19 protein-coding genes and 1 pseudogene are annotated in these 21295 nt (G+C 66.0%); 13 read left to right on the top strand and 7 right to left on the bottom strand.

Going from position 1 to position 21295, the window contains the following annotated elements; genetic code table 11:
- The first annotated feature begins 4 nt into the window (after window positions 1-4).
- The 4 genes from pdeM to LOY42_RS12160 all read left to right on the top strand — a co-directional run bounded on the left by pdeM (window position 5) and on the right by LOY42_RS12160 (window position 4297).
- Complete coding sequence (gene pdeM / locus LOY42_RS12175; RefSeq protein WP_102685247.1) at window positions 5-685, top strand: ligase-associated DNA damage response endonuclease PdeM; 681 nt, start codon at window positions 5-7, stop codon at window positions 683-685.
- 366 nt (window positions 686-1051) lie between these two features.
- Entirely contained in the window at window positions 1052-2209 is a 1158-nt protein-coding gene (cprA, locus tag LOY42_RS12170) for a cationic peptide resistance protein CprA (protein ID WP_139671196.1), read from the top strand.
- Window positions 2210-2601: 392 nt separating this feature from the next.
- Window positions 2602-3900 carry an FAD-binding oxidoreductase gene (locus LOY42_RS12165; RefSeq protein WP_139671202.1) on the top strand — a complete coding sequence of 433 codons (1299 nt, stop codon included), beginning with the start codon at window positions 2602-2604 and terminating at the stop codon, window positions 3898-3900.
- 31 nt (window positions 3901-3931) lie between these two features.
- Complete coding sequence (locus LOY42_RS12160) at window positions 3932-4297, top strand: cupin domain-containing protein (protein ID WP_023631207.1); 366 nt, start codon at window positions 3932-3934, stop codon at window positions 4295-4297.
- A 66-nt stretch (window positions 4298-4363) separates the two neighbouring features.
- On the opposite strand, the gene feaR is transcribed toward LOY42_RS12160, so the two are convergent.
- From feaR to LOY42_RS12135, 5 genes and pseudogenes are all read right to left on the bottom strand, one after another.
- The gene (gene feaR / locus LOY42_RS12155; protein WP_139671387.1) at window positions 4364-5329 is read right to left on the bottom strand and encodes a transcriptional regulator FeaR; all 966 of its coding nucleotides are present in this window, start codon (window positions 5327-5329) and stop codon (window positions 4364-4366) included.
- 172 nt (window positions 5330-5501) lie between these two features.
- Entirely contained in the window at window positions 5502-6065 is a 564-nt protein-coding gene (locus LOY42_RS12150; protein ID WP_258600796.1) for a DUF3156 family protein, read from the bottom strand.
- A complete protein-coding gene (locus tag LOY42_RS12145; RefSeq protein ID WP_258600794.1) occupies window positions 6046-7545 on the bottom strand; it encodes an APC family permease in 1500 nt (499 codons plus the stop codon). Before LOY42_RS12145 ends, LOY42_RS12150 begins: the two co-directional genes overlap by 20 nt.
- Before the next feature lie 254 nt (window positions 7546-7799).
- Window positions 7800-8309 (bottom strand): annotated as a pseudogene (locus tag LOY42_RS12140) (flavin reductase family protein); the annotation flags it as partial.
- A gap of 74 nt (window positions 8310-8383) precedes the next feature.
- A complete protein-coding gene (locus tag LOY42_RS12135) occupies window positions 8384-9553 on the bottom strand; it encodes a p-hydroxyphenylacetate 3-hydroxylase oxygenase component (protein ID WP_139671214.1) in 1170 nt (389 codons plus the stop codon).
- 283 nt (window positions 9554-9836) lie between these two features.
- Between LOY42_RS12135 and LOY42_RS12130 the strand changes: the two genes are divergently transcribed.
- The 6 genes from LOY42_RS12130 (at window position 9837) to LOY42_RS12105 (ending at window position 15887) form a co-directional block, all read left to right on the top strand.
- Window positions 9837-11324: an aldehyde dehydrogenase family protein gene (locus LOY42_RS12130; RefSeq protein ID WP_139671217.1), complete on the top strand. Its 1488-nt coding sequence runs from the start codon at window positions 9837-9839 to the stop codon at window positions 11322-11324.
- Between the two features lie 2 nt (window positions 11325-11326).
- A complete protein-coding gene (locus LOY42_RS12125; RefSeq protein ID WP_139671220.1) occupies window positions 11327-11986 on the top strand; it encodes a helix-turn-helix transcriptional regulator in 660 nt (219 codons plus the stop codon).
- Between the two features lie 75 nt (window positions 11987-12061).
- The gene (locus LOY42_RS12120) at window positions 12062-12880 is read left to right on the top strand and encodes a molybdenum cofactor biosynthesis F family protein (RefSeq protein WP_258600791.1); all 819 of its coding nucleotides are present in this window, start codon (window positions 12062-12064) and stop codon (window positions 12878-12880) included.
- The gene (locus tag LOY42_RS12115; RefSeq protein WP_258600789.1) at window positions 12877-13668 is read left to right on the top strand and encodes an SDR family NAD(P)-dependent oxidoreductase; all 792 of its coding nucleotides are present in this window, start codon (window positions 12877-12879) and stop codon (window positions 13666-13668) included. Before LOY42_RS12120 ends, LOY42_RS12115 begins: the two co-directional genes overlap by 4 nt.
- Window positions 13665-14432, top strand: a complete 768-nt coding sequence (locus tag LOY42_RS12110; RefSeq protein WP_139671226.1) for an SDR family oxidoreductase — start codon at window positions 13665-13667, stop codon at window positions 14430-14432. The genes LOY42_RS12115 and LOY42_RS12110 overlap by 4 nt, the downstream gene beginning before the upstream one ends.
- Window positions 14433-14600: 168 nt before the next feature.
- Window positions 14601-15887, top strand: coding sequence for an alginate export family protein (locus tag LOY42_RS12105; RefSeq protein WP_256582611.1), 1287 nt, complete (start codon window positions 14601-14603; stop codon window positions 15885-15887).
- Window positions 15888-15965: 78 nt separating this feature from the next.
- Here LOY42_RS12105 and LOY42_RS12100 read toward each other — a convergent pair whose 3' ends face one another.
- Complete coding sequence (locus LOY42_RS12100; protein ID WP_139671230.1) at window positions 15966-16844, bottom strand: Dyp-type peroxidase; 879 nt, start codon at window positions 16842-16844, stop codon at window positions 15966-15968.
- Window positions 16845-17017: 173 nt separating this feature from the next.
- Here LOY42_RS12100 and LOY42_RS12095 point away from each other — a divergent pair, with 173 nt between their 5' ends.
- The gene (locus LOY42_RS12095) at window positions 17018-17908 is read left to right on the top strand and encodes a bile acid:sodium symporter family protein (RefSeq protein ID WP_258600786.1); all 891 of its coding nucleotides are present in this window, start codon (window positions 17018-17020) and stop codon (window positions 17906-17908) included.
- 116 nt (window positions 17909-18024) lie between these two features.
- On the opposite strand, the gene LOY42_RS12090 is transcribed toward LOY42_RS12095, so the two are convergent.
- The gene (locus tag LOY42_RS12090) at window positions 18025-19044 is read right to left on the bottom strand and encodes a LacI family DNA-binding transcriptional regulator (RefSeq protein ID WP_102685268.1); all 1020 of its coding nucleotides are present in this window, start codon (window positions 19042-19044) and stop codon (window positions 18025-18027) included.
- A gap of 207 nt (window positions 19045-19251) precedes the next feature.
- On the opposite strand from LOY42_RS12090, the gene LOY42_RS12085 reads away from it, so the two are divergent.
- The gene (locus LOY42_RS12085; protein ID WP_102685267.1) at window positions 19252-19791 is read left to right on the top strand and encodes a gluconokinase; all 540 of its coding nucleotides are present in this window, start codon (window positions 19252-19254) and stop codon (window positions 19789-19791) included.
- Between the two features lie 114 nt (window positions 19792-19905).
- Window positions 19906-21258 carry a GntP family permease gene (locus LOY42_RS12080; protein ID WP_038706074.1) on the top strand — a complete coding sequence of 451 codons (1353 nt, stop codon included), beginning with the start codon at window positions 19906-19908 and terminating at the stop codon, window positions 21256-21258.
- The last annotated feature ends 37 nt before the right edge of the window (window positions 21259-21295 follow it).

Genomic DNA, 21295 nt, shown 5'->3' with positions numbered 1-21295 from the left:
GGCCATGGCCAGCACCCTTCCTTCGCACATCAGCGTAAAGGTGGCCGGCACCGAGCTCTGCCTGCTGGCGGAAAAAGCCCTGTGGTGGCCAGAGCGGCGGACCCTGCTGATCGCCGACCTGCATCTGGGCAAGGCCGCCGGCTACCGGGCACTGGGCCAGCCGGTGCCCAGTGGCACCACCGCCTGCAACCTGCAACGCCTGGATGCCCTGCTGCAGCGCTTTGCCTGCCAGCACCTGGTATTTCTCGGCGACTTCCTGCACAGCGCCAAAGGCAGGACCCCGCGAACCCTGGCAGCGCTTGCCGAGTGGCGCGCCCGCCATGCGGCGCTGCCCATCACCCTGGTGCGTGGCAACCATGACCGACAGGCCGGTGATCCGCCGGCCGGGCTGGGCATCGAGGTGGTGGCCGAGCCGCTGCCGCTCGGCCCGTTCGCCCTGCACCACGAGCCCTGCGCGCACCCGCAGCGGCATGTACTGGCGGGCCATGTGCATCCGGCGTATCGCCTGCGCGGCCGTGGCCGCCAACAGGTGCGCCTGCCCTGTTTCCTGGTCGGCGAGCACCTGACCTTGTTGCCGTCGTTCGGCAGCTTCACCGGCGCGATGACGCTGCAGCCGGGAACGGGTCAGCGGGTCTATGTCATCGGTGATGGAGGGATCTGGGAAGTGCCCGGACAATTGAAGTGATACCAACAATTAACCGCGTGCAAATTTAAATATATTTACATATTTGATATAGCTGCTTACATCTGCTCATAGCCCATTAAAATTGTTTCACCAAAAACCTGCATAACTGCGCCAACAGTTAATTGAAATAACCATCGGTCCGCCAGACAATGTCTCGCCGCCCTGCTCTTCGCCGCTATCTGCCTGCGCGGTGCAAGGCCATGATTCCCATACGACGCGCTTTCCGACGTGATATCGGCTCGCGCCATGCTTATCAAAAAACCAATAGCTCCGGACTTGAATTAGTCGCACGAGCAAACTTTTCACGCAACTTTCACACCCATTCCAAAGAATGAAAAAGTGGCAAATTACTTGCCGAGGAAACCTATGAACACCCCCGCCATTCATACGCCCACCCTCCCGTGTCCAGCCCAGGAGCGTATTCTGCTGACCGGTGCCACAGGTTTTCTCGGTGGCGCCGTCGCCGCCCAGATGATCGCCGAAGGGCATGCCGAGGCCCTGTGCTTCCTCGTTCGCGCCGATAACCCGGCGCAGGGCCTGCAACGCCTGCGCGACAACCTGCGCCAGCACGGTGTCGACGACAGCCAGGGCCAGGCCCTGAGCGAAGCGCAGATCCTCTGCGGCGACTTCCTCGACACCACTTGGCTGGCTCGCGAGACGCCGCGTCTGATGCAGCTCGACCGAGTGATCAATTGCGCCGCCGTGGCCTCGTTCTCGAAGAACCCCAATATCTGGCCGGTAAACGTCGAGGGCACCTACGCCTTTGCCCAGGTACTGAGCCGCTCCAGCCGTCTCAAGCGTTTCCTCCACGTCGGCACCGCCATGTGCTGCGGCCCGCAGCGCGAGTCACCGATCAGCGAATCGTGGGAGTTCCCCGAGGCCGCGCAGCAACTGGTGGACTACACCGCCTCGAAGGCGGAGATCGAACGGCGCATGCGTGAAGAGCTGCCCAGCCTGCCGCTGGTGGTGGCGCGGCCATCCATCGTGGTCGGCCACCGCAGCCTCGGCTGCCAGGCCTCGGGGAGCATCTTCTGGGTGTTCCGCATGGGCTTCGCCCTGGAGAGCTTCACCTGCGGTCTGGACGAGCAGATCGACGTGATCCCGGTGGACTACTGCGCCGAGGCGTTGATCGGCCTGGCGCTCAAGCCACGCCTGAGCCATGACCTCTACCATATCTCCGCCGGCCATCATTCAGCCTGCACCTTCGCAGAGATCGACCAGGCCTTCGCCTTGGCCAATGGCGCGGAGCCGGTGGGCGAGCGCTATCGCAAGGTCGAGGTAGACGACCTGAAATCGCTGGCCGGCGATTTCGAGACCCGCATCGGCCCGGCCAACCCACGGCTGGTGCTGCGTGCCTTGCGCCTGTACAGCGGCTTCGCCGACCTCAACTACCTGTTCGACAACAGCCGCCTGCTGGAAGAAGGCATTGCCATGCCGCCACGCTTCACTGACTACCTGGACGTCTGTGTCAGGTCGTCCAGCGGTGTGAGCATCGCCACGCAGATGCAGTGGGATTTCAAGTAATAAGCGTCACAGGGGCTGCTACGCAGCCTATCGCCGGCAAGCCGGCTCCCACAGGGACCGCGCAATTAGTAAGGCCTGCGCTGTATCTGTGGGAGCCGGCTTGCCGGCGATGGGCCGCAAAGCGGCCCCTATCGCTAAACTGACTGGCGTTAGCCACAGAGGTTGATTTACTTAACATATTCATGAGGCGCATGATCACCACTTCTCCCGTGGAGGTCATGCTGCCGCCGTATGCCTACGGTGTTGGACGCGATGGACAACGTGGCAGCCTGAAGCAAAACCCTGGCAGTCCCAGGCAAGACACCTACCTGTCGTTAGGTGCTCAATACTTGCAACCGCCAGCGCTTGTGCAAGCCGTGCTGTCCAACAATTCCAACTGTCCAGGCTGCGCCATGATCAACATCGAAACGCCGACGTACTACACCGCCACCAAGAAGTACAACCTCAGCTTCCCCACCCTGGAAAGCGACATCGAAGCCGATGTCGTGGTGATCGGCGGCGGCTTCTCGGGCATCAACACCGCCCTGGAACTGGCCGAGCAAGGTATCACCAATGTCGTCGTGCTCGAGGCCCGCTACCTGGGCTTCGGCGGCACCGGGCGCAACGGCGGGCAGATCATGGCCGGCATCGGCCACGACCTGGAGAAGATCAAGAGCAGCGTGGGCGACCAAGGCCTGCGCGAGATCTTCGAGATCAGCGAGCTGGGCGCCAGCATCATCAAGGCGCGCATCGCCCGCTACCAGATCGACGCCGACTTCTGCCACGGCTACGGCTACATGGGCTTCAACGCCCGCCAGGAAAAGACCCTGCGCGCCTGGGAGAAGGACTTCAAGGCCATCAACGGCAAGGACGAGATCCGCTTCCTCGGTGGCTCGGAGGTCAGGCAGATCATCGGCTCCGACGCCTACAGCAGCGCCCTGCTGCACATGGGCGGCGGCCACGTGCACTCACTAAACCTGCTGCTTGGCGAGGCCCAGGCCCTGGTCGGCCATGGTGCCCGGATCTTCGAGCACAGCCCGGCCCTGGAAGTGCACTACGGCGAGCGCATCACCGTGCGCACCGGGCGCGGTTCGGTCAAGGCCAGCAAGCTGCTGTGGGCCTGCGACAGCTTCCTCAACAAGCTCGAACCCGAACTGCATGCGCGCACCGTCAACACCTATGCCTTCCAGTTGATGACCGAGCCACTATCGGACGAGCTCATACAGCGCATCAGCCCGATCCGCGGCGCCTACAGCGATATCCGCCCGGTGATCGACTACTACCGCGTCACCCGCGAGAACCGCCTGCTGTTCGGTGCCGCCACGCCGTTCGTGGAGCATATTCCCAAGGACCTCAAGGCCTGGAACCGCAACCTGATGCTGAAGATCTTCCCCTACCTCAAGGACGTGCGCATCGACCTGGCCTGGGGCGGGCCGATGGCCACCAGCGCCAACCTGTTCCCGCAGATCGGCACCCTGAGCAACCGCCCCAACGCCTTCTACGTGCAGGGCTACTCGGGCTTTGGCGTCACCCCCAGCCACATCATCTGCAAGATCCTCGCCGAGGGCATGAGCGAAGGCTCGGCCCGCTATGACCTGATCAGTTCGGTCAAGCACGCGCGCATCCTCGGCAAGGACCATATCCGCCCACTGCTGCTGACCGCCGGCAAGACCGTGCATCAGCTGTCGGGCTTCTTCAACGGCCGCCGTTGATTCCTTTTGAACAAAAACCAGGAGAACCACCATGACCCTCACCGCCGTCCGCCAGGGTGTGCAGCTGTCCGAACTCGACGCCTGGGGCACCGTTGCCGACCTCGGCTCGACCATCCTCGAAGGCGAGGTAAAGTGCTACGGCAAGATGACCCACGGCGCCCCGACCGACCCGGTCAGCAGTGCCTACTTCGGCACCACCCAAGGCAAGTTCCGCATGGTCTATCCGTTCAGCGAGCAGGCGGTGATCGTGACCGGCGAGATCCAGCTGACCGATGAATCCACCGGGCAGGTGACACGCTACAAAGCGGGTGATGCGTGGTTCGTGACCAAGGGCACACCGGTGCTGTGGGAAGTGTTGAGCGAGACATTTGTGAAGCATTACCTTGCGCTAGCGTGATAAATCCTTGGGGCCGCTTTGCGGCCCTTTCCACGCGGTTTGTCGCAAGGACAAGCCGGCGATGCTTTAGCGCCCCGCCATCAACGCCATCGCTCGGAAATCCTTCGGCGACTGCTCGAACTGCTTCTTGAATGCCCGGCTGAAATGCGCCGAATCGGTGAACCCCCACTTGTAGGCGATCGAGGTGATCGACTCGCGCTTGAGGAACGGGTTGGACAGATCATCGGCGCTGCGCTTGAGCCGCGAGCGCTGGATGTAACGGCACACGCTGTCACCCTCCTCCTCGAACAACCGGTACAGATGGCGCACCGAAATGCTCAGGCGCTCGGCCAGGTTTGCCGGGGTCAACCCGGGCTGGCCCAGCGACTCGTCGATGACCTTTTGCACATAGCCCCGCAGGCTGACGCCGCCGAGCCCGGCCACCGAGCCGGGGTTGTCATCACCGCGCTCGAAGCCCGGCTCCAGCAGAGCGATGAACGCCGCCTGCAGCGCCTCACCCTGGGTTGCCCCGGCCTCGTCGCCTTCACGGCACAGCTGGTCCATCAGCAGGTGCAGCATGCGCCCGCAGGCGTTGGTCGAGGAGATCTTGCCGAAGGTCGCGCCCTGCTTCGCAAGATGCTTGCGCACCTGCTCGCGGGACAGTGACAGCGAAACATGCTCGATCAGGCCGAACGGAGTGATCTCGCACGGGCCCACCGAATCCATCAACAGCAGCTCGCCTGGCGAAAGCTGGATACTCGCGCCGCCCTGGGTGATCTGCGAGTAGCCCATGCGCTGGCTGACCAGAAAGCAATGCTGGTCGTCGTCGCGGTCGGGGTTGTCGCCCAGGCGGCGGATATTGCCGGCATTGGTGCGCAGATTGGCCAGGGCCAGGCCGGCGCGGTTGTAGGTCGATATCTCGCCGATGAACAGCGAGCGGTTGAAGGCAAGTTCGGTCTGGAACTGGCCGCAGACTTTCTGCATGGCCGTCGTCCAGCGCTCCAGGCCGTCCTGGGGCGGGCTTGCGCTGTGAACTGAAGCGGGCTGGGGCATGGGCATGGCGACCTCCACAGCAACGGTTGTTGTTATGGAGTAATTGTTAACATGTTATCAATGAACGTACAACTGTCATCTCTTGTAGGACCGGCTTCAGTCGCGATGCAGGTGTCGCGGTGCCTGGCACCCGCTTTGCGGGTGATCGCGGCTAAAGCCGCTCCTACAGGATTCAGAGGTCGCGCAGGGCGTACGCCAACCCGTCGAACGCCAGCCAGAGATGGTGGCGCTGTTCGGTTGTGAGGGGGATATAGCGACGCAAGGCGGGCATCCGGTTGACCACTTCGCTGGCGCCCATGTGCTCCAGGGTCACCTGCCACTGGCCGTTACTGCAGTCGATGGCCAGGCGCTTGAAGTCCAGGGGCATCAGGGTGGCCTGCAGCGTTGCAAGGCGCGCCTCGAGCGCTTCGAACAATAGCCGGTCACCGCCGCGCAGGCGGCAGCCCAGCCCGCTGCGCCGCAGCATGCCGGTGTGGTGCAGTTCGGCGCGCAGCGTGCCCTGGCCACTGGCTGGCACGCGCAGGATGAACTCGCACATGACCAGGTGCATCAGCAGGTGGCTTTCGGTGCGCTCACGCACCTCGATACGCGGACCATCCTCGCGGTAGGTAAAGGATGCTGCGGATTGCAAATCCGGTATTCCGAGGTTGCGCCCCAAACGCGCCAGGGTCGCCCCAGGCCGATACCCGGCCGGAGCGCGTGGCCCGCTCAGGCGCTCAAGCCAGCTTGCCGACATGGCGCACCTGATCGCTATGAGGCTGACCGGGCTCGGCGGCGAACTCCTTCTCCAGCACATCCTCGACCCTGGCCGGCCGGAACGGGTTGACCTTCTGCACGCACAGGGTCCAGAACAGCGCGTAGACGGCGGTGGCGCCAAGCATCACGGCGAACGGCACATAGACATCGGCCGGGTTCATGCCCGGCGGGGTGATGAACCACATCCCCAGCAGGATGCCGATGCTGGAGACGATCTGCGGCAGCGGGAACAGCGGCGAGCGATAGGCCCGCGGCAGGTCCGGGCGACGGATGCGCAGGATCACCACCGACAGGGTCACCAGCAGGTACGCGGTGCTCCATGCACATACCGCCGCCAGCACCAGGTGCAGGATGTTGTCGGTGTTGCCACCCAGGTACCAGGCATGCAGGCAGGGGATCAGCGCCACCACCAGGATGCACAGCAGCGGGGTCTTGAAGCGCGGGTGCAGGTAGGTGAACACCTTGGGCAACGCCCCATCCACCGCCATGCCGTAGAGAATCCGCGGCACCCCGGCCATCAGCGTGTTGATGGTGGCCGCGCCGGCGAACAGGAAGCCGATGCCCAGCCACACCGGGCCGATATCGCCCATCACCTGCTCGGCGAAACGCGGGATGGCCATGGGGGTGTCCAGCAGGTGCACGCCGCTTGCCGCATCGAGCACCACGTTCTCCACCTGGCGCTTCATCGCCGCGCCGTAGATGAACATGCAACTGGCCACGCCGAACAACCCCAGCGCCATGGCCTTGGGCATCACCCAGGCCGAACGGCGCAACTCCGGGGCCAGGGGAGTGACGAACTCGCAACCGACGAACATGAACATGGCCATGCCCACCAACGACAGGATGGTCATCAGGTCGGTGCCGACCAGCGACACGCCGAATGGCCCTTCCAGCTCGACGGCGGGCGCGGCGATCAGGCCGAGCACGCCGAATACCATCAGCGTGGTCCACATGCCGAAGGTCAGCACCACCTCGGCGCGGCCGAAAGCGCTCACGCCAAAGGCGTTGAGCACGCCGAACACCAGCACGAAGGCCACCCCCAGCAGCCAGGAGCCGCCGGCCGACTCGGCCAGGGTATTGAGGTGCTCGAAGTTCACCAGGGCCATGACCCCGGACAGGATGGTCTCGGCGGTGCCGGCGAACACATGCACGATCAGGTACGCCGACAGGGTACCGGTGATGGCGAAAAAGCGGCCCATGCCGCAGTTGATGTAGTCATAGACAGAGCCGGTGGTGGGCAGGATCGCCGCCGCCTCGGCGAAGGTGGTCGATTGCGCCAGCATCATCACTGCGGCGATCAGCATGGCCACGGCGAAGGCGCTGCCGCCGATGCCGAAGCCCATGGTCGCGGTGAGGATCACCGGGCTGGCCATGATCAGGCCGACGGTGCTTGCCAGCGCGGTGGGGAAGCCGACGCTGCCACGGTTCAAGTGCTCGGTGAGCTTATTATTGGATGTCATGGGTGGGCCCTGGGTGGACGAGAGAAAGATGACCGCTTACCCGGCGCGCCGCAAGTGCTGGCGTGCGCCGGGTCTTCCCCGTCACTTTGCGGCCTCCACCCAGGCAGGTCTTGCCACTGTCTGCCGCCGATCTTGATCCGTGTTGCCAGGTGCCAGACGATAGCCTTGCAGCGCTCTTGAGATCGAGCGCCGCCCGCGCGGCGCTCGATTTCACAGGCACTGCAACACTGGCGTCGAACACCTCGACGCAGTTACCCCTGCGCGCAGCGATCCATCAGCTCATGCGGCAGGACCCTGGAATAGGCGCCTTGGTGATAGAGCAGCGGCGCCCCCCCTAGGTCGTCGAAGGCTAGTACCCGGCCAATGAGAATCCAGTGATCACCGCCGTCGATCTGCTGGAACTTCTCGCAGCGAAAGCGCGCCGCGCAGCCTGGCAGCAAGGGCGCGCCACCTTCGCCGGTCTCGTGCTCGATACCGGCGAAGCGGTCTTCGCTGGGGCGGGCGAAGGTGTTGGACAGGTCGACCTGGTCGGCCGCCAGCACATTCACGGCAAAGTGCCCGGCAGCCTCGAACACCGCATGGCTGCTGGAGCGCTTGTCGATGCTCCAGAGCACCAGCGGCGGTTCGAGGGATACCGAGTTGAAGCTGTTGGCGGTGACCCCGACCTTGCGCCCCGAGGGGTCGCTGGCAGTGATCACGGTAACGCCGGTGGCGAAGTTGCCCAGGGCGCGGCGGAAGGCGCGGCTATCGAAGGGAATGGACATGCAAGGCTCCATCATTGTTATTGGTCTGGCTGGGGCGCTCTCACATTGCTCCAGCCATGTTCATCGGTTGAAGCTCAGGTCATCGCCGGATCCGGCTCCAGCCCCATCAGCTCGCGCCCCAGGATCTGCGCGCAGACGTCATAGTCGGTATAGGCGTGCGCCCCGGTCATGTGCGCATCGCGGAACAGCCGCTGCAGCTCGTTGCCGTCAAACCAGGCGCCACCGCCGGCCGCCTCCATCAGCCGATCCACGGCCTGGATGCACAGCTTGACCGCATAGCCCTGGTTGGTACGCCAGTAGGCCAGCTCCGTGCGCGTCGGGTACTGGCGGCGGGCGCTGTATTCGGCGATCTGCTCCCAGCTCTTTTCCAGCAGCGCGCGCGCCGCAGCGACCTGATGGGTGGACTCGGCCAGGCGCATCAGCGCCGGGGTGGCTGCGCCGACGGCGGCGCCGGTGTAGGCGCGCACGCGGTGGCGGGTCTTGTCCTTGAACGCCTCGAGCATGCGTTCGGCGATGCCCAGGCTGACCGTGGAGAAGCCGCTGGCAAAATACGGCCGGTACGGGTTGAAGTAGATCGCGCTGTCCGGATACAGCCCGAAGCCCGCCGAGTGGCCCTCCATCATGTCCCTGGCCTTCTGGATGCGGTGCTCGGGCACGAAGGCGCGCTCGACGATCAGCGTGCGGCTGCCACTGGCGCGCATGCCGGCGGCGAACCAGTCGTCGCGGATCTGGTAGTCGCTGCGCGGCAGCACGGCGAAGCAGTAGTCCTGGCCGCCTTCGGGGTTGGTCCGGCGAAAGCCCATGATCGCCCACTCGGCATGATCGCAGCCGCTGCTCCAGCCCATCTCGCCACTGAACAGCACGCCGCCCTCGACCTCTTCGGTACGCCCGAACGGGGCGATGCTGCTACTGGCGGTGGCGTCCGGATCGTGGCCCCAGATCTCGTCCTGCAGGCGTGCCGGGAACATCGCCAACTGGTGGCTGTGGGTGCACAGCAGGCTCATCGCCCAGGCAGTGCTGGCACAGGCGCCGGCCAGCGCGGCGATGCATTCGGCGAACTGCGGCAGGCTGATCTCCAGGCCGCCGTAATGCCTGGGCAGGAAAGCCTTGTGCAGGCCGATGGCCTTGAGCGCGGCGATGTTCTCGGCGGGCACGCTGCGCTTTTGCTCGGCCTGGTCGGCGCGGGCGGCGATGGCCGGCAACAGGGATTTGAGGTCTTCAAGCAGGGAATTTGGCTTTTTCATGGTCTGGCTCATTGTTATTGGACCCTGGCGAGCGCTGCCTGAAATGCGCGACTCGCTGATGAATGCCGGGTCAGTATGGGAGCCGTGGTCGAGGCCGAAAATGCAACTTCCGCACCTCGGATTGCACTTTTCATGGGGTTGGCAGGCTGAGTCATGGTGGCTGGCATGGGCAGACAAGAACGCCCGTTTGCCGCGCTTTAACCTGCGCAAATCGGGCCGCTGCGGCCCATCGCGGGGCAGTCCACTGCCACGAAGTCCTCGGCAACCCACCCGGAGTCCTGCCATGAGCGATATCCCCCTCCTCCCCAGCGTCAGCGCCTTCCTCGCCCGTGACCACGGCCTGTACATCCACGGCAAAACGGTCGCCAGCCAATCCAGCGCCCGCATCACCGTGCACAACCCGGCCAACGGCGAAGCCATCGCCCAGGTCGCCAATGCCAACCCGGCCGATGTCGAGCACGCCGTCGAATCGTCCCGCCAGGGCTTTGCCAGCTGGTCGCGCACCCGCCCCGCCGCCCGCGCCGCGGTGCTGCTGCGTCTGGCCGACCTGCTGGAGGCCAACCGCGAGGAACTGGCCCAGCTGGAAACCCTGCAATCGGGCAAGCTGATCGGCATCGCCCGCGCCTTCGAGGTGGAGCAGGCCGCGCACTTCCTGCGCTACTACGCCGGCTGGGCCACCAAGATCACCGGCCAGACCATCACCCCGTCGCTGCCCTCCTTCGCCGGCGAGCGCTACAGCGCCTTTACCCTGCGCGAGCCGGTGGGCGTGGTGGTGGGCATCGTGCCATGGAACTTCGCCACCATGATCGCCCTGTGGAAGCTGGCCTCGGCCCTGACCACCGGCTGCAGCATCGTGCTCAAGCCCAGCGAGTTCACCCCGCTGACCCTGCTGCGCATCGCCGAACTGGCCAGCGAGGCCGGCCTGCCACCGGGCGCCCTCAACGTGCTGACCGGCGGTGGCCAGGTGGGCAAGGCGCTGGTCGAACACCCCGGCACCGACAAGGTGTCGTTCACCGGCTCCGTGCCCACCGGCATCGCCGTCGGCCAGGCGGCAATGGGCGCCAGGCTGACGCGGGCGACCCTGGAGCTGGGCGGCAAGAACGCCGTGGCGTTCCTGCCCGATGTCGACCTCGACAAGGCGCTGGACGGCATCATCGAGGCCGGTTTCCTGCACTCCGGGCAGATCTGCGCCGCCGGCGAGCGTTTCTACGTGCATCGCTCACGCCTTGACCCATTGCTCGACGCACTGTCCCAGCGCCTGGGCCGACTGAAGATCGGCTCCCCGCTGGACGAAACCACTCAGTTCGGTCCTGTGGCCAACAAGCCGCATCAACAGAGGCTCGGTGAGCTGTTCGCCACCGCCCGTGCCGAAGGCAACCGCATCGTTCATGGCGGGCGCCTTGGCGAAGGCCCGGGCTGCTTCGTCGAGCCTACCGTGATCCTCGCCAACAGCGCGGACGATACCCTGCTCAACCAGGAAACCTTCGGCCCGGTGGCGACCTTCCTGCCCTATGACGACGAGGACGAGTTGCTGCAGCTGATCAACGCCTCGCCCTACGGCCTGAGCGCGAGCCTGTGGAGCAACGACCTGGGCAAGGCCATGCGCCTGATCCCGCAGATCCAGGCCGGCACCCTGTGGGTCAACATGCACACCCTGCTCGACCCGGCGGTGCCGTTCGGCGGCATCAAGGCTTCCGGTATCGGCCGCGAATTCGGCTCGGCCTTCATCGACGACTTCACCGAGCTTAAGTCGGTGATGATCCGCTACTGACCATGGCCGGCGCCAACCACGACCTGGGCCGCTACTGCCTGCAGGCCTTCAGTCAGCAGGTACCGGCGTCGCTGGCGGCGTTCTACCGTATCGATGCCGGGCAGCAGGCCTGCGATTTCCTGCTGCAGGACCTGCAGGCGCCAATGCACGCCCGCTACCTTGCGCACTACCGGGCGTTCGACCCGTTACAGCCCGGGCGCTGCCTGGCCATCGGCCGGCCCGTGGTGTCGTTGCGCCAGGGCCTGGCCTGCTTGCCCGAAGCACAGGGCCGGACCTACCGCCGCTTCCTTGCGCAGCACCAGGTGGTGGACGTGGTGGAGATCATCGCCCAGGCGGATGGCCGCCCCGTGGCCGGCGTCTCGCTGCTGCGCAGCCCAAGCCTGGGTGAGTTCCAGCGCGACGAGCTTGAACGCCTGCTGCCCCTGCACGGGCTGATGCAGCTAGCCGTGGCCAGCCAGCCGCTGAGCACCGGCCACGGGCACGTCGAACTCACCCCACGCGAACGGCAGATCGCCGAACTGCTGCGCTTGGGCACCAGCAACAAACTGCTTGCGCGCGCCCTGGGCGTCGGCCTGCCGACGGTGAAAACCCACCTGATCAACCTGTTCCGCAAGGTCGGCGTGCGCAACCGCACCGAACTGGTGGCGGCCCTCTACCTGTGACCCAACCTTCCGGTTGATACCCCCGTGCGAAACGGCGCGGCACGCTGTCGGCATCCCAACACAGGAGTCAACAGCATGCCGAACCCAGCCGACTGGATCACCGTGGGCGCCCTCGCCGAGGGCTTCGCACCCGAGGCCTTCATCCTCCCGCAACTGGCCGACCTGGCCGGGCGCACGCTCACCCTGCACTTCGCCAATGGCTGGATCATCGAGCATCGCTTCGACAGCGAGCGCCTGCACTGGCATGCGGCAGACGGCCACAGCAGCGGCAGCGCCGGCTACCGAGCCACTTCGATGCGCCCCGGCATCTACCTGGTCGATTTCATCAAGTACGAGGCCGGTCAGGCCTGGTCGGTGTCGCTGGTGCTCGACAGCCACAACCAGGCCTTCACCGCCGTGCTCGGCCGCTTGCCCGATCAGGCGCGCACCCAGCGCGGCCTGTACGCACTGGCCCTGGCCGGCGAGACGTTGACCGGCGTCGAAGCCCGCTTCCTGCACGGCAGCCTCGACCGCCCCTGGCAGGCCGGCGCCTGCCCCCACGCGCCGACCACCGAACTGGTGGGCCTGCGCAACCACTACCGCTACAGCCCCACCGAGGAATACGAGCACGTCTACCTGAATGCCGACTACTACAGCTGGCAATGCCTGAAGGGTGTCGAGCAAGGCCTGTGCGACACCGACCGGGCGTACTACTACAAGATCGCCGAGCAGCTGTACCTGTTCGTCTGGTGCGAGAAGATCGTGCCCACCCTGGGCCTGGTGATGATCGACCTGGCGCGGCACCGCAGCGACGGCAAGATCTTCGGCTACCAGGGCGGCGGCTTCGATGCGCTGACCAACTTCCCGGTGTCATCCCATTGCCGGGTGCTCAACCGCACGGAGCATGCGCAGTGAACCGCAGCGTGCTGGTCACCGGGGCCGGCAGCGGCATCGGTGAAGCCTGTGTTTTGCGCCTGGCCCGCCAGGGCTGGCAGGTGGCGCTGGTGGGCCGCCGTCGTGAAACGCTGGAGCGCGTCGCGCAGCAGTGCGATGGCCTGGTGCTGGCCGGCGATGCCGCGGACAGTGCCAACTGGGTGGGGTTCATCGAGCAGGTACGCGCGCGCTTCGGCGGCCTCGACGCGGTGATTGCCTGCGCCGGCGGCCATGGCCTGGGCGCGGTCGAGCAGACCTGCGACAGCGCCTGGCGCGAGGCTCTGCGTAGCAACCTCGACAGCGCCTTCCACACCGCCCGGGCGTGCCTGCCGTTGCTGCGCGAGCGGCGTGGCAGCCTGGTGCTGCTGGGCTCCATCGCCGCGCTGGGCGCCGGGCCCGAGGTGTGCGGCTACACCACCGCCAAGCATGCGCTGGTCGGCCTGACCCGCTCACTGGCCCGCGACTACGGACCATTCGGCGTGCGGGTCAACTGCGTCTGCCCGGGCTGGGTGCGCACGCCCATGGCGGACCAGGAGATGCAGTTACTGATGGATCACTATCAGGAAGACCTCGACGCTGCCTACCGCCGGGTCACCGCCGACGTACCGCTGCGCCGCCCGGCCAGCAGTGATGAAATAGCCGCCGTGTGCCAGTTCCTGGTCGGCACCGAGGCCAGCATCGTCACCGGCGCGGTGATCGCCGCCGACGGCGGTTCGACCGTGGTCGACCTGCCGACCCTGGCCTTCACCCACCTGGAGCCGTCGGCATGAACACGCCCTACGACTTCGAGGGGCGCACGGTGCTGGTCACCGGCGCGGCGGGCGGGATTGGCCAGGCCATCGTCGAAGGTTTCGCCCGGGGCGGTGCCCAGGTGCTGGCCGTGGATCTCGATTCGCCAGCATTTGAGCGCCTGATGGAGGCACAACGGGCCCTGGGTCACGACGTGCGCGGGGAAACGCTGGACCTGGCCGACCCTGCTGCGATCGGCACCTTGCTGGCCAAGCTGGAACACCTGGATGTGCTGGTGCACAACGCCGCGTATTTCCCGCTCACCGCGTTCGCCAGGATTGACCCGGCGCTGCTGCAACGCACCCTGGCGGTGAACCTGGAGGCGTTGTTCTGGCTCACCCAGGGCGCCCTGCCACTGTTCCGCCACCAAGGAGGCGGCTGCGTGCTGGCCACCTCCTCGGTGACCGGCCCGCGGGTGGCCTATCCGGGCCTGAGCCATTACGCCGCGTCCAAGGCCGGGGTCAACGGTTTCATCCGCAACGCCGCGTTGGAGCTGGCGCAATTCAATGTACGGGTCAACGGCGTGGAGCCGGGGATGGTGCGCACCCCGGCCATGGACAACCTCGGCGATACCGCCGTGAACGCCCGGATCGCCGCCAGCGTGCCCTTGGGGCGGCTGGGCGAGCCGGCCGATATCGCCGCGGCGATGCTGTTCCTGGCCTCCGACGCGGCCCGCTACATCACCGGCCAGACCCTGGTGGTCGACGGCGGCGCCACCCTGCCGGAGACCACCGCGAGCCTGTGATGGCGGCGACATGCAAGGGCGCTGGCAGCCACGGGCAAGACCACTGCCAGCGTTCCACGCGCTAATAGCCCGTCGCCTTTCGACACTGCCTCCACAACAACGCGGCACTCAAGACCGCACACAAAAAACGAGGATCGATCCATGCGTCTCACTCCACGTCACACCGCAATGGTCACGGCACTGACCCTGCTGGTCCATGGCCAGGCCAGCCCGGCCTACGAGCTGTACGCCGACGACGACAGCCACCTGAACGCCGATCTGCTCGCGGTCTGGGGCATGTTCAACAGCCGCCACAACTACGACGGCACCCCGGGCGGCTCGACCTGGCGCGAAGGTTTCATCAAGTACGGCCTCAGCGGCGACCAGGGCCTGGCCGGCAACGGCAGCCTGTATGGCGCCCTCAACTGGGTCAGCTCAGGCGCCTGGGGCGACGGCGACGCCGGCGGCAACCAGGACGGCTCCGAACGCACCACCAAGATCGAGGACGCCTACCTGGGCTGGCGCTCGGGCGACCTGTTCCCGTTGCTGGGCAAGGATGGCGTGGACCTGTCCGGCGGCCGCCAGGTGATCCGCCTGGGCAGCGGCTTCCTGATCAACGACGACGGCCCCAACCTGGGCAAGGGCCCGGCCGACGGCCAGCTCAACCGTGGTGGCGGCTTCTATCTGGGCGCGCGCCACGCCTTCGACCGTACCGCGGTGCTGCGCCTGGGCGGCCAGGAGGGGCTGCATGGCAGTGTGCTGTGGCTCAAGTCCGACAACCGCGCCCAGGCCGAAACCGAGCTGGCGGCCGGCACCCTGGACTACACCCATGACCTGGGCACCCTGGGCCTGACCTACATCCACGGCATCGACGTGACCGACCAGTGGGCCAGCGAGTTCCAGAAGGCCCGCGAAGGCATGGATGTCTACAGCCTGCGCGGCGAAGGCGGCGCGGGCCTGGCAAACACCCGGTTGGCCTTTGAGTATGCCTGGCAGGACAAGCGCGGCGGGCATGAGACGGCCTGGTACGCCGAAGCGGCCTACACCTTCGCCAACACCCCCTGGACGCCGCAGCTGACCTACCGCTACACCCGCTACTCCGCAGGCTGGGACCTGCTGTTCACAGGGCTTTCCAGCGGCTACGGCACCTGGATCCAGGGCGAGGTCGCCGGCAACTACGCCGGGCCGTTCAACACCAACAGCGGCATCCACCATGTCGGCCTGAAGGCCACGCCACGGGACAATCTGACCCTCGGCGCGCTGTTCTTCGACTTCGACACGGTGCGTAGCCGCGACACCTTGGACCTCGATGCGCAGGAGCTGGACCTGTATGTGGAATGGGCAGTCAACGAGCACCTGATCGTCACCCCGCTGTTGGGGCTGTTCAAGCCGCGCAAGGATGAAAGCAATGGTGGCAACCAGGTGGGTAGCGGGACCAACGTTTATAGCCAGCTGACGGTGGCGGTGCCGTTCTGAGTCATCGCGGGGCAAGCCCACGCCGATGGGCATCAGGCCCGAGGCATGGGAGCGGGCTTGCCCCGCGATGAGGACCTGTCAGCCCAGCAACAGGCTCAGGTCGGCGCCCTGCTCACCCAGCGGCGGGCACCAGTAATAGCCGCCGCTCAACGGCCGGCTGAAGCGGTACAGGCCATCGACCACGCCATCCTCCAGCCCGCTCATGCGCCGCAGCTGCACCTCGAAGGCGTCCAGCGAGAAGCCCAGGGCGACGAACGCCAGGCCCGCGCCGCGTTCATCGGTCCAGGCCACCGAGCGACGCACCACGAACGCCTCGGGGGCGAAGCTCTCCTGGGCGGTGCGCTTGACGTGAGCGGATTCGGGGGCGTCGTCGAGTTCTTCGTTGTCGCTCAGGCGGCGACCGATGATGTTGTCCTGCTCGGCCTGGGGCAGCGACTTGAAGTAGCCAAGGTCGTGCTTCCACAGCTGGAAGGCGGCAAAGCTCGAGCCCGACAGGCCTGGGATGTCGCCCGGCACGATGGCGGCAGCGACGGCGTCTGCGTCCACCGGGTTCTCGGTGCCGTCCTCGTAGCCGGTCAGGTCATGGCCGCCGCGGTGCAGGAAACCCTCGACGCCGTCGACCAGGCGCAGGGCCGGCGCCATTACCTGCTGCAAGGCCTGGGCGCGCAGGAACAGCTCGCCGCGCTCGGCACCGCGCAGCCACAGCCACAGGGCGTGCTGGGTCGCCGGATTCTCCACCACCGCGTCCAGTTGCGGGAAACTGCGCAGGCCCGGCACCTCGCGGCCCAGGGCCTTGGCCAGTGGCGCGCCGACGGCCAGGATCAGGCTGTGGCCATCGACCTGCGGCAACAGCTGATCCAGTACCGCGGGCAGTGCTTCCAGGGAATCGAGGGCAAAGAACAGGTGACGGGCATGGGCCGGCACCGGGGTGGAAAGCAGACCTTGCTGGAACGGCATGACGGGCTAATCCTCGGCAAAAGCGCGAATGCTACTGCCACAGGCCCGGCATCGCAACGCGACATGGCGTCACCAGGCCAGTAACAAACGGTTACCAAGATCGTCCAGACACGATTAGCTATCATTGCGCACCCACCTACACTCCTCGGGATCCTTCGCCCGAGAGACCGCCCATGACCGCCTCCCCCTTGCTCACCGCCCTGCTGCCGCTGGCCTTGGGCATCATCATGCTCGGCCTGGGCCTGTCGCTGACCCTCGCCGACTTCGCCCGGGTGGTGAAGTACCCCAAGCCGGTGGTGATCGGCCTGGCCTGCCAGATCCTGCTGCTGCCGCTGGTGTGCTTTCTGATCGCCAACGGCTTTGGCCTCGAGTCGGCACTGGCGGTGGGCCTGATGCTGCTGGCCGCCTCGCCCGGCGGTACCACGGCCAACCTGTTCAGCCACCTGGCCCACGGCGACGTGGCGCTGAACATCACCCTCACCGCGGTCAACTCGCTGATCGCCATCCTCACCATGCCGCTGCTGGTGAACCTGTCGCTGATGTGGTTCATGGCATCGGACCAGGCCATCCCCCTGCAATTCGCCAAGGTCATGCAGGTGTTCGCCATCATCCTGCTGCCGGTGGCGCTGGGCATGCTGATCCGTCACTGGGCGCCGCGTTTCGCCGCGCGCATGCAAAAGCCGATGAAGATCGTCGCGGCGCTGTTCCTGGCCTTCACCATCGTCCTGGCCCTGGCCAAGGACTGGCAGACCGTGGTCGAGTACGCGCCGATCGTCGGTGGCGCCGCGTTGCTGTTCAATCTGCTCAGCCTTGGCGTGGGTTACTGGGTGCCACGCCTGTTGAACATCCCGAAACGCCAGGCGATCGCCATCGGCATGGAAATCGGCATCCACAACGGCACCCTGGCCATCGCGCTGGCCCTGAGCCCGTCGCTGCTGAACAACGCGACCATGGCGGTGCCGGCGGCGATCTACAGCCTGATCATGTTCTTCACCGCGGCAGGGTTCGGCTGGTGGGTCAGCCGCGGGCAAGCACTGGAGAACGTGGCAGAGCAGCCATCGTGAGATAGACGAATCCCAGGGACATGGCCAGAGCCTTGATCATTATTGTTCAAGCCGGGTCAGGTCCATGGGTGGGGATATCCGCATCCGTCTTGTGCAGGCAGAGCGCCTGTGGCCGTTCAGGAACTCTCCCGCACCATCAGCTCGAAGCCCAAGTCCTGCTGCCCAGTAGCCACCCGCTTGCCGTCGAGCAGCGCCAGCAACGCCTGCGCCGCGCCACGGCCGACTGCCGCGCGCGGGGTACGGATCGAAGTCAGCCGCGGGACCATGTGCGCCGAGGCCGGCAGGTCGTTGAAGCCCACCATCGCCACCCTGCGCGGCACCTCGATGCCTTCGCGCAGGGCCTGCAGCACCGCGCCCTGGGCCAGGTCGTCGTTGCAGAAGAAGATACCGTCGACATCCGGCGCCTGGGCCAGCAGGCGGCTGAACAGCGTGCCGCCCAGGCCGATGGACGAGGGTTGCGGGTCGAGCACTTCAAGCTCGGGGGCTTGCAGACCGGCCTCGGCGAGCGCCTGACGGAAGCCTTCGGCGCGCTGCATCACCCGAGGGTCGAGCTGCGCGGCGATGAACCCCAGACGTCGGCGGCCACGCTCGATCAAGTGACGCGCCGCGGCGCGCCCGGCCGCGTGCTGGGAGAACCCTACCGACAAGGCATCGCCCTCGCCGCCCAGCTCCATCATGTGCACGCACGGTACTTGGCTCGCGGCCAGCATCTGCCGCGAGGCCTCGCTGCGCTCGAAGCCGGTGAGCAACACGCCGCACGGCTGGTAGGCCAGGTAATTGCGGATCAGGTTCTCTTCCTCGGCGACATCGTAGTGATAGTTGCCAATGAGCACCTCCAGGCCACGGGGGCGCATCACCTCGTGAATGGCCTCGAGGGTGTCGATGAACAGCTGGTTGGACAGTGAGGGGATCAACACCACCACCGACTGGCTGCGCGCCGACGCCAGGGCACGGGCGGCCGGGTTGGCGACATAGCCGAGGCTCGCCGCCGCGGCCATGACCTTCTGTGCCAGCTCCGGCGCGACGGTGCTGACGCCACGCAAGGCGCGGGAGGCGGTGATCGGGGAAACCCCGGAAAGCCTGGCGACTTCCGCCAGGGTGGGACGACCGGTAGTACGCGAGCCAGTACGGGACATGAGTATTGTAATTTTACTGCTTGCAGGAATGGGGAACGGTCACTAAGGTAGCGCTGTCTCTGGATGCAGGCAATGCAATCTTGGTAGCAGGCATGCGTTCAGCGTCCATACTGCCAAAGACAAGATCAATAACACCCGGGAGGGTGGCGCATGGTGTTCGGCTCGTCGCGACCGAGACAGCGCTATCTCACCCAGCAGGAGGTACAGATGAACCCTTCCCTGTCCGCGATCGTGGTCATGGGCGTGGCCGGCTGCGGTAAAAGCAGCGTCGGTGCTGCAATTGCCACCCGCAGCGGCGGCCGCCTGATCGAAGGCGATGCCTTCCACCCCGCCGCCAACATCGCCAAGATGAGCGCCGGCATTCCCCTGAACGACGACGACCGTGCCGGCTGGCTGGTGCGCCTGGGCGAGGAGCTGCAGGCCACCCTCGCCGCCGGTGAACGCCCGATCCTCACTTGCTCGGCCCTCAAGCGCCGCTATCGGGACACCCTGCGCCTGGCCGTGCCCGAGTTGTGCTTCGTGTTCCTCGAGCTGACCCCGCAGGAAGCCGAGAAACGCGTACTCGCGCGCCCCGGTCACTTCATGCCGGCCAGCCTGATCGACAGCCAGTTCGCAGCGCTCGAGCCGCCGCACGCAGAGCCCCTGACCCTGGCCCTGGACGCCACCCGCCCGCTGCCCACGCTGGCCGAGGACGTGCATCAGTGGCTAAAGCCTTGCGGTGAGCAGGCGTTGGCGCGGACTGCCTGACCCGGCGGTTTTTCCGGCTCACCAAAGACAGCGCTGTCTCCAGGCCTCTCAAGGCTGATTACCGCAAGACACGCGATACCAAAACAACAACGAAAAGACCGAGGTTCACGAACCATGTTCGGACTGGCTACCGATACCTTCCTGCTACTCGACGCGCTGGTCACCATCGTCGGACTCATCCTGCTGATCACCCATTTCAAGGTCCACCCCTTCGTCGCCCTCACCATAGCCGCGGGCTTTCTCGGCCTGACCTCCGGCATGCCGGTGGCCAAGGTGATGAAGTCGTTCCAGGACGGCTTCGGCGGCGTGCTCGGCTTCGTCGGCATCGTCCTGGCCCTGGGCACCATGCTCGGCAAGCTGATGGCCGACTCCGGCGGCGCGGACCAGATCGCCCAGACCCTGATCCGCGCCTTCGGCAAGCAGAAGGTGCACTGGGCGATGATGTTCGCCGCCTTCCTGGTGGGCATCCCGCTGTTCTTCGAGATCGGCTTCGTGCTGCTGATCCCGCTGGTGTTCATCGTCGCCCGCCGCTCCGGCGTATCGCTGGTGAAGATCGGCATCCCGCTGCTGGCGGGCCTTTCGGTGGTGCACGGCCTGGTACCGCCGCACCCGGGCCCGCTGCTGGCGATCGGCATTTTCCACGCCGACATCGGCAAGACCATCTTCTATGGCCTGCTGGTGGCCCTGCCTACGGCGGTGATTGCCGGCCCCCTGTTCGGTAATTTCATTTCGCGCTACATCCCGGGCAACCCGTCCCAGGAGCTGATGGACCAGATCGCCCGCGAGTCGAACCAGCAGAACCTGCCCAGCTTCAGCGTGACCCTGATCACCGTGCTGCTGCCGGTGGTGCTGATGCTGCTCAAGACCTTCGCCGACGTGGTGCTGCCGGCCGAGCACATCGTGCGTCAGTGGATGGACCTGATCGGCCACCCGATCACCGCCCTGCTCGCCGCACTGCTGCTGGCCTTCTACACCTTCGGTTCGGCCCGTGGCTTCAACCGCCAGCAGATCATGAAGATGCTCGACCAGAGCCTGGCCCCCACCGCCGCCATCGTGCTGATCGTCGGCGCTGGCGGTGGCTTCAAGCAGATGCTGGTCGACACCGGCGTGGGCAACGTGATCGGGCAGATGGCGGTGCAGGCCGAGATTTCGCCGATCATGCTGGCCTGGCTGGTGGCAGCGGTGATCCGCATCGCCACCGGCTCCGCCACGGTGGCCACCATCACCGGCGCCGGCATCGTCGCCCCGGTGATCGACCTGGTGCCGGGCGTCAACCGCGAACTGCTGGTGCTGGCCACCGGCGCCGGCTCGCTGATCCTGTCCCACGTCAACGACGCCGGCTTCTGGCTGGTCAAGCAGTACTTCAACATGACCGTGGCCGAGACGTTCAAGACCTGGAGCATGATGGAAACCATCCTCTCGGTGGTCGGCATTATCTTCATCATGCTGCTGTCGATGGTGGTGTGACCGTTGGTCGCCGTGATGGCACCTTGCTGATGGGGCC

The organism is Pseudomonas sp. B21-023 (assembly GCF_024749165.1).
Taxonomy (GTDB): Bacteria; Pseudomonadota; Gammaproteobacteria; order Pseudomonadales; family Pseudomonadaceae; genus Aquipseudomonas.
Note: the sequence above shows the minus strand (reverse complement) of the source record. Positions and strands in the feature narration are given on the sequence as shown.

Excerpts from the sequence above, each read along its gene's own strand:
- LOY42_RS12150 (WP_258600796.1), bottom strand. The coding sequence starts at position 6,065 with ATGTCGGCAAGCTGGCTTGAGCGCCTGAGCGGGCCACGCGCTCCGGCC.
- LOY42_RS12130 (WP_139671217.1), top strand. The coding sequence starts at position 9,837 with ATGAGCGATATCCCCCTCCTCCCCAGCGTCAGCGCCTTCCTCGCCCGT.
- LOY42_RS12135 (WP_139671214.1), bottom strand. The coding sequence starts at position 9,553 with ATGAAAAAGCCAAATTCCCTGCTTGAAGACCTCAAATCCCTGTTGCCG.
- LOY42_RS12125 (WP_139671220.1), top strand. The coding sequence starts at position 11,327 with ATGGCCGGCGCCAACCACGACCTGGGCCGCTACTGCCTGCAGGCCTTC.
- LOY42_RS12105 (WP_256582611.1), top strand. The coding sequence starts at position 14,601 with ATGGTCACGGCACTGACCCTGCTGGTCCATGGCCAGGCCAGCCCGGCC.
- feaR (WP_139671387.1), bottom strand. The coding sequence starts at position 5,329 with ATGCCCCAGCCCGCTTCAGTTCACAGCGCAAGCCCGCCCCAGGACGGC.
- LOY42_RS12085 (WP_102685267.1), top strand. The coding sequence starts at position 19,252 with ATGAACCCTTCCCTGTCCGCGATCGTGGTCATGGGCGTGGCCGGCTGC.
- cprA (WP_139671196.1), top strand. The coding sequence starts at position 1,052 with ATGAACACCCCCGCCATTCATACGCCCACCCTCCCGTGTCCAGCCCAG.
- LOY42_RS12100 (WP_139671230.1), bottom strand. The coding sequence starts at position 16,844 with ATGCCGTTCCAGCAAGGTCTGCTTTCCACCCCGGTGCCGGCCCATGCC.
- LOY42_RS12145 (WP_258600794.1), bottom strand. The coding sequence starts at position 7,545 with ATGACATCCAATAATAAGCTCACCGAGCACTTGAACCGTGGCAGCGTC.
- LOY42_RS12165 (WP_139671202.1), top strand. The coding sequence starts at position 2,602 with ATGATCAACATCGAAACGCCGACGTACTACACCGCCACCAAGAAGTAC.
- LOY42_RS12120 (WP_258600791.1), top strand. The coding sequence starts at position 12,062 with ATGCCGAACCCAGCCGACTGGATCACCGTGGGCGCCCTCGCCGAGGGC.
- LOY42_RS12160 (WP_023631207.1), top strand. The coding sequence starts at position 3,932 with ATGACCCTCACCGCCGTCCGCCAGGGTGTGCAGCTGTCCGAACTCGAC.
- LOY42_RS12090 (WP_102685268.1), bottom strand. The coding sequence starts at position 19,044 with ATGTCCCGTACTGGCTCGCGTACTACCGGTCGTCCCACCCTGGCGGAA.
- LOY42_RS12095 (WP_258600786.1), top strand. The coding sequence starts at position 17,018 with ATGACCGCCTCCCCCTTGCTCACCGCCCTGCTGCCGCTGGCCTTGGGC.
- pdeM (WP_102685247.1), top strand. The coding sequence starts at position 5 with ATGGCCAGCACCCTTCCTTCGCACATCAGCGTAAAGGTGGCCGGCACC.
- LOY42_RS12080 (WP_038706074.1), top strand. The coding sequence starts at position 19,906 with ATGTTCGGACTGGCTACCGATACCTTCCTGCTACTCGACGCGCTGGTC.
- LOY42_RS12110 (WP_139671226.1), top strand. The coding sequence starts at position 13,665 with ATGAACACGCCCTACGACTTCGAGGGGCGCACGGTGCTGGTCACCGGC.